Here is a 12546-nt window from a genome sequence, read left to right on the forward strand (position 1 = left end):
TGGAGAGCACACCGCAGCCGATGTTCTCTCCACTCTTCATTTGAATTGTATTTAGGGCAATACCGCCGCAGCTTTAATTGTGCGGTGTTGCTTTAGAACAGACCGGTGATCTTACCGTTGCTGTCTACGTCGATCTTCTCCGCAGCCGGAACCTTGGGCAGACCGGGCATGGTCATGATCGAGCCGGTCTCTACAACAACAAAGCCTGCACCGGCAGCCAGACGAGCGGTGCGCACGTTGACAACAAACTCGGTCGGGCGGCCGAGCAGCGATGCGTCATCGGAGAGCGAATACTGCGTCTTTGCAACGCAGACCGGCAGGTTGCCGTAGCCCATCTCGGTGATGTTTGCCAGCTCCTTCTTTGCGGCAGGCGCGATGGTCACGCCGAGTGCACCGTAAATCTCCTTGGCGATCTTGCGGATCTTGTCCTCGAGCGGGAGCGAATCCTCGTACAGCATGTGGAAGTCGGCCTTGCTCTCGTCAAGCACAGCCAGAACCTCGTTGGCCAGCGCCTGACCGCCTTCGCCGCCCTTGGCAAATACCTCGGAGAGTGCTACGCGCACACCGCGCTCGGCACAGTGCTCGCGGATGAAATCCATCTCCTCGTCAGTGTCGGTCGGGAATGCGTTGACGGCAACAACGACCGGTACGCCGAACTTCTTCATGTTATCCAGATGCGCATCCAGATTGCAGATACCGTGCTTCAGCGCATCCATGTTCGGCTGGTTGAGATCAGCCTTGGCTACGCCGCCGTTGTACTTGAGCGCGCGGACGGTTGCAACCAGTACGATGCAGTCCGGAGCCAGACCGGCCTTGCGGCACTTGATGTCCATGAATTTCTCTGCGCCGAGGTCAGCGCCGAAGCCTGCCTCCGTGATGGCAATATCGCCCAGTTTGAGTGCCAGCTTGGTTGCCTGAACACTGTTGCAGCCGTGCGCGATATTGGCGAACGGACCGCCGTGCATCAGGCAGGGCGTGCCCTCGAGCGTCTGAACCAGGTTGGGCTTGATGGCATCCTTCATCAGTGCCGTCATGGCGCCCTCTGCATGCAGGTCGCGGGCGTAGATCGGCTTGCCGGCATAGCTGTATGCCACCAGAATATCGCCGAAACGCTTTTTCAGGTCGTCCAGATCAGCGGCCAGACACAGGATAGCCATAACCTCGGATGCTACAGTGATCATGAAGTGATCCTCGCGCGGCACACCGTTCACCTTGCCGCCCAGACCGATGGTGATGTTGCGGAGAGCACGGTCGTTCATGTCCATTACGCGGGTGAACACAATACGGCGCGGATCAATGTTCAGCAGATTGCCCTGCTGCATGTGGTTGTCCAGCATGGCGCACAGCAGGTTGTTTGCTGCCGTGATGGCGTGCATATCGCCGGTAAAGTGCAGGTTGATGTCCTCCATCGGCACGACCTGCGCGTAGCCGCCGCCTGCCGCGCCGCCCTTGATGCCGAATACCGGGCCGAGCGACGGCTCGCGCAGTGCGATAATGGCGTTTTTGCCCTGTTTGCACAGTGCCTGACCCAGACCGACCGAGGTCGTGGTCTTGCCCTCGCCGGCAGGCGTCGGGTTGATGGCGGTAACGAGGACCAGCTTGCCGTTTTCCTTGTCCTTCACCTTGGTCCACACGTCTGCGGACAGCTTCGCCTTGTACTTGCCGTACAGCTCCAGATCATCGGCATCCAGACCGGCAGCAGCGGCAACCTCGGTGATCGGGCGCATCTGACAGCCCTGTGCGATTTCAATATCGGATAACATGAAATTCCTCCTCTATTTTGCAGCGGGTAACATAATATATTCATTATATCAATACTTCGTCCGGTTTTCCATACAAGCACGCGAAAAATTTGCCGAAATTGTTACTCGCAAAGCGGGGTGTGTTGTGGTATCATATAGAAATGTAATTGAGAATGGAAAATGAATAATGAAAATGAGTGTGGCAGTGCAAAGCACTGCAATTTAATTCCGCCGCTTTGCGGCGATACCCTGATTTCCAATTCTCAATTCTCAATTTCCATTTTGAAAGGGAGGGGTTTGATGGACACTGCTCGCTACATTGTACACTCTGTTACGCATTATATCAAAAACACTGACCTGTATCTGATGCTGCTGGGATTGGTCTGCTCGATCTACGGCATGCTCCTCATTTACTCGGCAACGCTCAATCCGGTGACGGCGCTGGACGGCTCGACGAAAAACCTGTATGTACAGGGTGCCGCGATCATTCTCGGTCTGGCGGCGTTTGTCGCGCTCAGTCTGATCGACTTGGAAAATCTGGGCGACCTATGGAAAATATTCGTGATCGGCAATATTCTGCTGCAGTTTCTGCTGTTTACACCGCTCGGCACCGAGGTCAACGGCCAGCGTGCATGGCTCAATCTGGGCGTGACAAGCCTGCAGCCGGGTGAGCTTGGCAAGCTGATCTTCATCTTCACGATTGCCGCGCACATGACCGAAATACAGGATCATATCACCGAATGGCGCGGACTGGTTTCGGTCGGTCTGCATACGTTGGTAATGATGGGGGCGGTCGTGCTCTCGTCGGGCGACACCGGCATGGCGATCCAGTACCTGATGATCGCGGTTATCATGCTGTTCTCGGCCGGTCTGCCGCTCAAGTGGCTGGGCATTGCTGCCGGAGTCGGTATCGCAAGCGTGCCGATCCTGTGGAATTATGTGCTCAAGGATTACCAGAAAACGCGAATCCTCGTACTGTTTGACCCGTCCATTGACGTGGAGCAGTCCCGACAGGCGACCTACGGCAAGATCGCCATCGGCTCGGGGCAGTTCACCGGTCAGGGCTGGACCAACGGCACGATGACCCAGATGCAGTATGTGCCGGAGAACCAGACCGACTATATTTTCTCGGTAGCCGGCGAGGAACTGGGCTTCCTCGGCTGCCTGCTCATCATCATTCTGCTGATGGCGCTGATCATCCGTCTGTTTTATGTGGCGTACCGCGCCTCCACGCCGTTTTCGGCGCTGATTGCGGTCGGTGTAGGCGGCATGCTGCTGTTCCAGACCTTTATGAATATCTTTATGAATGTCGGTCTGCTGCCTGTCATGGGCCTGACGCTGCCGTTCTTCTCCTACGGCGGTACGTCCATCGTTACCATGTTTGCCGCGCTCGGCATCGCCGCAGGCGTCAGAATGCGGGAAAAGCCAAGCTGGCTGCAAAACTGATATGGGCATCCCGCCCTGCGCATACATTGAAAATGACAGAAGGGATTTTGTAAAATGACCAGACAACAAGCATGGGAGCTTCTTCGCAGGTACAACGCGGAGCCGTTCCATTTACGGCATGCGCTGACGGTTGAGGGCGTCATGCGCTGTTTTGCCGAGCAGCGCGGTTATGACCCGGAATTCTGGGGCATTGTCGGCCTGCTGCACGACATTGATTTCGAGCAGTGGCCGGAGCAGCACTGTGTCAAGGCGCCCGAGCTGCTGCGCGAGGGCGGTGCAGACGAGAGTATCATTCACGCGGTATGCAGCCACGGCTGGGCAATTTGCGTGGATATCAAGCCGGAGCACGAGATGGAAAAGCTGCTGTATGCAGCCGATGAGCTGACCGGGCTGATCGGTGCGGCGGCGCTCATGCGCCCGTCCAAAAGTGTGCAGGACATGGAGCTCAAGAGCCTGAAGAAGAAATACAAGGATAAAAAGTTCGCGGCAGGCTGCTCGCGTGAGGTCATCGAGCGCGGCGCGGAGCTGTGTGGACTGACGCTCGAGGAGCTGTGGCAGCAGACACTGGATGCCATGCGCTCCTGCGAGGATTCCATCAACAGGCAGATGGAAGAGATTTAAGGCAACACCGCACAATTAAAGCGGCGGTGCTTTGCGGAAATTTTGTGTCCTGACTTTGTTGCAGGTTCCCGGTAATACACCAAGTATTACCGCAAAACTGTGCCTCGTCAGTACGCAAAATTTACTCGCAAATCACTCTTGTTCAATTATGCGGTATTGCCTTAACGAAATATTGTACTTATATGGAATAATCGGGGCATTTGTAATATTACAAATGCCCCGGTTTCGTCATATTTCGTTGAAATGTGCCATGTTTTGTGGTAAAATACCATCAAGAATGCCCACGGCGGGCATGCAGGAAAGCAACCCACCGGCGAAACAGCATGGAGGTTCAAGAATGCGTTTCAAACGAATGATCGCGGCATTGCTTAGTGCGGCGATATATATGACAGCGGGTGCGGCGGCCGCAGAATTGCCGCAGGATGCCGCGGAGACAGAGACCACAGCCGTCACGACCGAGACTGCCGCCGAGCGGGATCTGACACAGGATCTGCCGCAGGCGAGAGCAGTCGTCAGCGCGGCAAAGACCACGCACGCGTTTCAGCTCAACGGCAAGGCGGTGACCAATCCGCAGGCGTACTTAATTAACAAGTATAATTATTTCAAGCTGCGCGATGTAGCGTATCTGCTGCGCAACAGCACCGCAGAGTTTGAGGTGGGCTGGGAGAAGTCCACCAACGTTATTACCCTGACGACCGGCAAAAATTACACCGCGGTCGGCGGAGAGCTGAACACGAAGGCACTGTCCAGCGCGGCAGGCAAACCCACCACGGCTATCGTCAAGGTGAACGGCAAAAAGGTTTCGTTCGACGGTTACATCATCAACGGAAACAACTACTACAAGATAGCCGATATGGCGGCCGCACTCGGCTTTACGGCGGATTATGACGTACCCAGCCGTACGGTTACACTCAAAACACCGACACCTGCACCGACTCCGGCTTCGTTCACGACCGGTGTGTACCGCGTTAACGTCCATTCGGCGCTGACCGTGCGCAGCGGTCCGGGCAAAACCTATTCCGAAGTCGGTGAGTACGCCAAGGATGCGCTGGTTATCGTGGACAAGCTGTCGAACGGCTGGGCGCACCTGCTGGACAGCGCAGGCGGCAGCGGCCGTTACTGCAGCGCGGACTATCTGGTGCGCGTAAGGGATTACAATGCGGCGGTCGATAAGCAGACCGAGCCGACTGTCTCCAAGCCGAGCACACCTTCGACGCCGAGTACACCGGTGACTCCTGATGAGCCGACAACGCCGACTGAGCCGACAACACCGGACACGCCCGCCGAGACATTCACAAGCGGCGTGTATCGTGTAACCGTGGGTTCCGAGCTGTCTGTTCGCTCGATCCCGAGCACCTCCGGCACGCTGGTCGGCGTGCTGAAAAACGGCGCGGAAATCGCGGTTGACAGCATCAGCAACGGCTGGGCGCATATTATGGATAACTCTTCGGGCAGCGGCCGCTACTGCAGTGCGGCTTACCTGACGCGCATGCGCGACTACGTCAGCGGCGACGAGGATAACGATCCGATACAGCCGCCGCGCACCTCGCACATTGACGGCGTGATGACGGTCATTATCGACCCAGGTCATGGCGGCAGCGATGTCGGCGCGAACAATGGCGGTTCGCTCGATGAGAAGCACGTCAATCTGTATGTGGCGCAGTACCTCAAGCAGTACCTTGAGGCAGCCGGTGCAAAGGTTATCATGGTGCGCGATACCCTTGAGGAAGGCAGCGAGCTGACGCTGCGCGGCGCTGTTATGAAACAGTATGCGTCCTCGGCGGACCTGTTCTTCAGTATCCACCACAATGCAGCCAACACCACTGCCCGCGGAGCGGAAATTCTGGCGCAGATTGCGGACAAGAACGGCGGCCCGACCAAAATTCTGGCGCAGGCTCTGCTCGACGAGTACGAAAAGCTGGGTGTTCCGATTCGCCAGATCGTGTTCCGCGAGGGCAGCCACGGCGATTATTATTACACCAACCGTGCAGCAGCAGCGCTGAATATTCCGGCGCTGACGAGTGAATTCTGCTTTATTGATAACGAGGAGGACCAGAAGTTCATCGACAGTGAGGAGGACTGGCAGAAGCAGGCGCGTGCACAGTGCAATGCGATTCTGTATTATTTCACACAGGTGCAGTATTAAGTAAGTTGACCGCGTCGTTTACGGCGCGGTTTGCTTTGAAAAAGGAGATATTTGTTATGACAGAACGGGCAAAACTGGCACAGGATTTTCACGATCAGGGCTACAACTGCGCACAGGCGGTGGCCTGCGCGTACTGCGATCTGGTTGGTTTGGATAAGGAGACCGCCTATAAAATGTCGGAAGGCTTCGGCTTCGGCATGGGCTGCATGGAGATGTGCGGCGCGCTGAGCGGTGCGTTCATGCTCGCGGGCATGAAGAACAGCGCAGGAGCGGATAAGCCGGGCACGACCAAGGGTCAGACTTATAAGGTCACGAAAATGCTCAAGGAGAAGTTCGAGCAGAAGAACGGCGCGTATCTGTGCCGCGACCTCAAGGGCGTAGCCGACGGCAATGTACGGCGCTCCTGCCCGGGCTGCATTGAGGATGCGTGTGAGTTGATTGAGGAATACCTCACGAAATAAAAAGAAAATCCCTTTCTCGACTGAGAAAGGGATTTTTTGTGCCATTCGGAGGGCAGCGGCGGGATGCTTCATCCCGCCGTTCCACAGAGAATCTGCACGATAACAAATCAAAACTTACAGATTAAACACAATGCCGCATACCGCGCCGATCAGGATAAACACGATCGGATGCAGCTTTTTGAGCTTCCAGATACCGAGCGACAGCACGAGAAAAATAATTATCGCCGGAACATTGATGACCGAACCGATGCTGGCAATACCGGCCCAGTTTTCCGTGTGCAGCAGGGAAGCGACAAACACCTCGAGCATTGCGCCGAAGATCAGGCCCGCCGAAGCCGGGCGAAGGCCGTAAAAGCCGTTCTTGACCAGCGGAGAGTCGCGGAACTTATCGAGCGCACGCGACACCAGAATGATGATGATGACCGACGGCAGCACAAGCGAGCAGGTCGCTGTGATGGCACCGGGAATGCCGGCTGCGTGGAAGCCTGCGTATGTTGCCGAGTTGACACCCATCGGACCGGGTGTGGACTCGGAGACCGCAATCATGTCCATCAGATCATTCGGCGTGAACCACGGATACCGCAGCGAAATCTGTTTGAGAAAGGGCAGGGTCGCCAGTCCGCCGCCGATGGCGAACAGACCCGCCTTGAAAAATTCGTAAAACAGCTGAAGGAAGATCATGCGCGTCTCCTCCTGATCATGCCGATAGCGATACCGGCAATGGCGGCCACAATGACCATCACAACGGGCGATACGCCGAAGAAGGCGACAGCCACGAACGTAACGAGCAGGATAACACTAGTCGGAACGTCAACAACGCCCTTTTTCGCCATTTTCCACACGGACTGCAGCACGAGCGCGCAGACCGCGATGCGGATTCCGGCAAACGCGTGCTGCACGACAGCGAGATGCGCAAACTGTTGGATAAATGCGGCGATAATCGTGATAATAATCAGCGATGGCGTGATCATGCCCGCCGTGGCGGCAATGCCGCCGAGAATGCCGTGCGTCTTGTAGCCGATGAACGTGGACGTGTTCACGGCGATAACGCCCGGCGTACACTGACCGATGGCGTAGTAGTCCATCAGCTCGTCCTCAGTCGCCCAGCGGCGGTTTTCAACGACCTCGCGCTGCAGAATCGGCAGCATGGCATAGCCGCCGCCGAATGTGCATACGCCAATCCGTGCAAATGTGAGGTATAGATCAAGGTAAGGATTCAAATGATACAGTCCTTTCGTCAGGAGATAACTTCAATAGTATACACCCGTTACCGAAAAATGAACAGAATAATCCTGTTAAGAGAATGAAAAAACGCTCAAAGCAGCAGCTCCAAGCGTTTTCTGTTTACTTTGCGGGAATGACCTCCAGCCAGTAGCCGTCCGGGTCGGAGATAAAATAGATGCCCATTGCCGGATTTTCAAAGCAGATGTAGTCCATTTCCTTGTGCTTTGCGTGTGCGGCATCGAAATCATCCACGCGGAAGGCCAGGTGGAACTCGTTGTCACCGAGGTTGTACGGCTTGTCCCAGTCGCGCAGCCACGTCAGCTCGAGCAGATGCGGCGTTACGCCATCGGTCAGGTATACAATAATGAAGCTGCCGTCCGGTGCATTGATACGGCTGGATTCGGTCAGACCGAGAGCCTCCTTATAAAAAGAAAGCGAGCGGTCCAGATCGCGGACGTTGAAGTTGTTGTGTGCAAACGAAAATTGCATAATGATATCCTCCTGATTGCGAATCTACGGTTACTGTACCATGAAGCTGTGAAAATTGCAAGCGGACGGCGAAAAGATACAAAACCGGTTTGCATTTAGTGTTGAAATTCTGGCGATGGCTTGCTATAATTAGGTTGAATATTTGCGTCCCAAAAAGGAGGCAGGGGTTTGAAAAAGAGATTACAGAAGATGCTGGCTCCCAACAGCGTAATGTTTTATGTGCTGTTTTTCCTGTTTGCGGTCGTGGGACTTTATTTCTCCCGCGTGTACGGTGCGGCGGGTATTGTGGTGTGTATCATCCTGCGGATTGTTTCGCTGCGTACGAATGCGGCACGGCAGCGGCAGGTGCAGGAACTGATGAACAACATCGAGGTAGACGGCGGAGAGATCCGTCCGGCGGTGACACGCTCGCCGCTGCCGACAGCTGTCGCGCTGGCTACCACGGGTGAGATCGTATGGGCGAATGACGCATTTGCGGAAATCAGCGGTCGGGGGACTGCGGTAAGCGGCGTTCGCATGGGCGAGATCGCACCGACGTTTGAGACCGGCTGGCTCATCAAGGGACAGACCGCGTTCCCGGGTGAGCTTGGCATTGGCAAGCGGCAGTACCATGTGTTCGGCAGTATGGTGCAGAGCGGTGCGGGACAGCTGATGATGCTGCATTTCATCGACTGCACCGAGTTTGTCCGTCTGCGGGATGCGGCTGAGACTACCCGTCCGGCTATTGCGGTTATCGCAATCGACAACTACGAGGAGCTGGTCAAGAACACCACCGACTCGGAAAAATCCAACATTCTGGCGGGCATTGACAAACGTCTGTTTGCCTGGGTGAAGGACTCAAGCGCTGTACTGCGCAAGTACGACCGCGACAAGTATATCTTCGTGATCGAAAACGCCGAGCTGGACAAGCTGGTCGCGCGCAAGTTCTCCGTTCTGCAGGAGGTGCGCGAGATTGAGAACCACGAGGGCGTTGTAGCTACTCTGTCCATCGGTATCGGACGCGACGGCGAAACGCTTGCGGAAAGCTATCAGTTTGCCGGACTCGCTATCGACATGGCGCTGTCCCGCGGCGGCGACCAGGCGGTTATCAAGAATAAATTTAACTTTGCCTTCTTCGGCGGACTGAGCGAGGAGGTCGAGAAGCGCACCAAGGTCAAGAGCCGCGTGGTTGCCAACGCACTCAGCCAGCTGATCCGAGACTCGTCTCAGGTGCTGGTCATGGGCCATAAGAACAGCGATATGGACGCCATCGGCGCTGCTGCCGGTATGGTCTGTGCCGCGCGCGTCAAGGGCAGACCGGTGCACATTGTTGTGGACCGTCAGCACACCATGGCAAGTGATCTGATCGAGCGGCTGGAAACCCAGTCTGAGTACAAGGGCGTGTTCATCAGCGCCGAGGATGCGATGATCGCGTGCGATTTCAACACGCTGCTTATCGTGGTGGACGTAAACCGTCCCGGCTATGTGGAGAGCGCGGCACTGCTCGAATCCATCAACAAGATCGCAGTCATTGACCATCACCGCCGTGCGGCGGATTATATCGAGAACGCAGTCGTATCCCTGCACGAGCCGTATGCGTCGTCCGCATCCGAGCTGGTCAGCGAGCTGCTGCAGTATCTTGTGCCGACCAGCGGCATCCTCACCTGCGAGGCGGAAGCCATGCTGGCAGGTATTTATCTGGATACCAAGGGCTTTGTAACGCGCACCGGCGTCCGCACATTTGAGGCGGCAGCGTATCTGCGCCGCGCAGGTGCGGAGTCGAGCGATGTCAAGCGCCTGTTCCAGTCCAGCTTTGACCAGTATATGGAGCGCCAGAAGCTGATCTCGTCCGCGCGCGACTGCGGTCAGGGTGTTATCTTTGCCATCACCGGCGAGGAGGTGGACCGTATTGCGGCCGCACAGGCAGCAGACGAGCTGCTGTCCATCATCGGCACACATGCAAGCGTTGTTGCGTTCCGCAGCGGCAATGATATGGCGGTTTCCGCTCGTGCGGCAGGCCACGTCAATGTGCAACTGCTGATGGAGAGACTCGGCGGCGGCGGCAACCATTCGGCGGCCGGTGCACAGCTGAAGAATACCACGCCGGAGGAGGCCGACAAGCTGATCACGGATGCCATTCGCGGCTACTTCGACGATCAGCGGACCGAAAAGCAGGACGACAATAAATAAAACCGAAAAGCAGGCGAAGTTGTTCGCCGCATTCGATATAGCAAACACAAAAGGAGTAATCACCATGAAAGTAATTCTCAAGGCCGACGTTAAGGGCAAGGGCAAAAAGGGCGAGCTGATCGAGGTCAGCGAGGGCTACGGCCGCAACTTCCTGATGCCGCGCGGTCTGGCAGAGCCGGCAACCGCGGATAACCTGAACGTTAAGAAGGCGCAGGATGAGGCACACGCACGCAAGATCGCACTCGAGCAGCAGGCAGCCCGCGAGGCAGCCGAGAAGCTCAAGGAGAGCCCGGTAAAGGTTCCGGCCAAGGGCGGCACGGGCGGCCGTCTGTTCGGCGCTGTTACCTCCAAGGAAATCGCTGAGGAGCTGAACAAACAGTACGGTCTGAACGTACCGAAGCAGAAGATCGTGCTCGAGGAGCCGATCAAGACCTTCGGTGTACACCGTGTAAAGGCAAAGCTGTATCAGGATATCGCAGGCGAGATTCTGGTGCAGGTAGTCGAGGCCTAACCTGCACCTATAGGGGGTATCCAATACCCCCTATATACGCCGGTCGGTTCCGGAGAAACCGACCGGCGATACCCCCGGACGCGCCCCAAGGGCGCTGGGTCGGGGTGTAAAAAGTCAGGCGCATGTCCTGACTTTTTACGGACACGGCAATGCCGTGTCCTATTTCATGCCGTGCGTGGAACGCACGGTCGCTGCGGCGGGACCAAGATGCTCGCCGTACCATTCGGTACGGCTGCATCTGAGGTTGCGCTTTGCAAGCAAAGCGGGATTTAATTGACGCAGGCGATGCCTGCGTTGTCATTTTTTGTTCCTCATTCTCAATTCTCCATTTTCCATTCTCAATTTGTTAGCGGAGGGAGGTAAGTAAGTGCCCGACGAACTTTTGATGCGGCAGGTGCCGCAGGATCTGACTGCGGAGCAGTCGCTTTTAGGCGCGATGCTGGTCGATCCGAACTGCATTCCCGAGGTCATCGAGCAGGTGCGCGCCGATGATTTTTACGCGGAAGAAAACAAGCGCATCTTTGAGACCATCTACTCGATGTTCAACGGCGCACAGCGTATTGATCCGGTAACCGTTCTGGATATGCTCACGCGCATGGGCTACTACGACGAGGCCGGCGGCCGCGCGTATCTCTTTCAGCTGATGGAGGTCACGCCGGGTGCGCGGAACGTCAACGAATATGTCCGCATCGTGCGTGACAAGAGCCTGCTGCGCCAGCTGGCGGATGCGGGCAGCGAGATTCAGCAGAACGCCCTCGAAGCCCACGGCGAAGCCTCCGGCATTGCCGAGCTGGCGGAGCAGCGCATTTACAGCATCCGGCAGGGACGTGAAATTAAGGGCCTGTCACGGCTTTCTGAGGTTATCGCTGATCTGTATACCGAACTGGACGAGCGCGCCCGGTCGGACAGTGAAATTCCTGGCATGTCCACCGGCTTCCACGCGCTGGACACGGCGCTGACCGGTCTCAATAAATCCGACCTGATTCTCATTGCGGCACGACCCGGCATGGGCAAGACCGCATTTGCGCTCAACGTGGCGCTCAATGCGGCTAAGGCAAGTGTCAAGAATAAGGAGCGCGGCGACAAAAAGGGCACCGGCGTGTGCGTGTTCCAGCTTGAGATGGGCAAAGAACAGCTGGCCAGCCGTTTTCTGTCGAGCGAGGCACTCATCGAGTCGCAGAAGCTGAAAACCGGCAATCTGGACGGTGACGACTGGGTAAAGATCGCGCGTGCGTCCGGCGTACTGGCAGGACTGAATATCTATGTGGACGACAATCCGGCCATCACGGTTGCGGAGATCAAGGCGAAATGCCGCAGACTGGGTGACGAACTCGGCCTGATCGTCATCGACTATCTGCAGCTGATGCACGTCGGCGGCCGTCACATGGATAATCGTGTGCAGGAGGTCGCAGAGATTTCACGTTCACTGAAAATTATGGCGAAGGAACTCAATGTTCCGGTCGTGTGTCTGTCGCAGCTGTCGCGTGCGTCCGAGCAGCGCTCGGATAAGCGCCCGATGCTGTCCGACCTGCGAGAGTCCGGCGCGATCGAGCAGGACGCCGACATCGTTATGTTTATCTACCGCGATGATTACTACGATGACGAGAGCGAGAACAAAAATATCGCAGAAATTATCATTGCGAAAAACCGTCACGGTGCGACCGGCACCATTGAGCTGCAGTGGGTCGGTCAGTACACGACCTTCTCCAACCCGGACCGCATTCACGAGGAGTAAGC

Annotated in this window: 11 protein-coding genes; 7 read left to right on the plus strand and 4 right to left on the minus strand. The window is 56.4% G+C overall.

The genetic code is table 11. From position 1 onward, the window contains the following. Positions 1 to 92 precede the first annotated feature (92 nt). The gene (locus tag DW724_RS09340) at positions 93 to 1763 is read right to left on the minus strand and encodes a formate--tetrahydrofolate ligase (RefSeq protein ID WP_118761274.1); all 1671 of its coding nucleotides are present in this window, start codon (positions 1761 to 1763) and stop codon (positions 93 to 95) included. Positions 1764 to 2042: 279 nt separating this feature from the next. Here DW724_RS09340 and DW724_RS09345 point away from each other — a divergent pair, with 279 nt between their 5' ends. From DW724_RS09345 to DW724_RS09360, 4 genes are all read left to right on the plus strand, one after another. Then, positions 2043 to 3188 carry an FtsW/RodA/SpoVE family cell cycle protein gene (locus tag DW724_RS09345; protein WP_158580254.1) on the plus strand — a complete coding sequence of 382 codons (1146 nt, stop codon included), beginning with the start codon at positions 2043 to 2045 and terminating at the stop codon, positions 3186 to 3188. A gap of 54 nt (positions 3189 to 3242) precedes the next feature. Next, a complete protein-coding gene (locus DW724_RS09350; protein WP_117751793.1) occupies positions 3243 to 3809 on the plus strand; it encodes a hydrolase in 567 nt (188 codons plus the stop codon). A gap of 337 nt (positions 3810 to 4146) precedes the next feature. Beyond that, complete coding sequence (locus DW724_RS09355; protein ID WP_118761276.1) at positions 4147 to 5955, plus strand: N-acetylmuramoyl-L-alanine amidase; 1809 nt, start codon at positions 4147 to 4149, stop codon at positions 5953 to 5955. 56 nt (positions 5956 to 6011) lie between these two features. Beyond that, positions 6012 to 6416: a C-GCAxxG-C-C family protein gene (locus DW724_RS09360; RefSeq protein ID WP_118360682.1), complete on the plus strand. Its 405-nt coding sequence runs from the start codon at positions 6012 to 6014 to the stop codon at positions 6414 to 6416. Between the two features lie 114 nt (positions 6417 to 6530). On the opposite strand, the gene DW724_RS09365 is transcribed toward DW724_RS09360, so the two are convergent. From DW724_RS09365 to DW724_RS09375, 3 genes are all read right to left on the minus strand, one after another. Further along, complete coding sequence (locus tag DW724_RS09365) at positions 6531 to 7097, minus strand: chromate transporter (RefSeq protein ID WP_118761277.1); 567 nt, start codon at positions 7095 to 7097, stop codon at positions 6531 to 6533. After that, positions 7094 to 7636 carry a chromate transporter gene (locus DW724_RS09370; protein ID WP_118761278.1) on the minus strand — a complete coding sequence of 181 codons (543 nt, stop codon included), beginning with the start codon at positions 7634 to 7636 and terminating at the stop codon, positions 7094 to 7096. The genes DW724_RS09365 and DW724_RS09370 overlap by 4 nt, the downstream gene beginning before the upstream one ends. 124 nt (positions 7637 to 7760) lie before the next feature. Further along, positions 7761 to 8129 carry a VOC family protein gene (locus tag DW724_RS09375; RefSeq protein WP_118761279.1) on the minus strand — a complete coding sequence of 123 codons (369 nt, stop codon included), beginning with the start codon at positions 8127 to 8129 and terminating at the stop codon, positions 7761 to 7763. A 168-nt stretch (positions 8130 to 8297) separates the two neighbouring features. Here DW724_RS09375 and DW724_RS09380 point away from each other — a divergent pair, with 168 nt between their 5' ends. From DW724_RS09380 to dnaB, 3 genes are all read left to right on the plus strand, one after another. Further along, complete coding sequence (locus tag DW724_RS09380) at positions 8298 to 10298, plus strand: DHH family phosphoesterase (protein ID WP_118761280.1); 2001 nt, start codon at positions 8298 to 8300, stop codon at positions 10296 to 10298. 64 nt (positions 10299 to 10362) lie between these two features. Continuing rightward, the gene (gene rplI, locus DW724_RS09385) at positions 10363 to 10809 is read left to right on the plus strand and encodes a 50S ribosomal protein L9 (RefSeq protein ID WP_110436125.1); all 447 of its coding nucleotides are present in this window, start codon (positions 10363 to 10365) and stop codon (positions 10807 to 10809) included. A gap of 367 nt (positions 10810 to 11176) precedes the next feature. Further along, positions 11177 to 12544 carry a replicative DNA helicase gene (gene dnaB, locus DW724_RS09390; RefSeq protein ID WP_188886039.1) on the plus strand — a complete coding sequence of 456 codons (1368 nt, stop codon included), beginning with the start codon at positions 11177 to 11179 and terminating at the stop codon, positions 12542 to 12544. Positions 12545 to 12546: the final 2 nt, after the last annotated feature.

Source organism: Butyricicoccus sp. AM27-36 (assembly GCF_003480945.1).
GTDB lineage: Bacteria > Bacillota > Clostridia > Oscillospirales > Butyricicoccaceae > Agathobaculum > Agathobaculum butyriciproducens.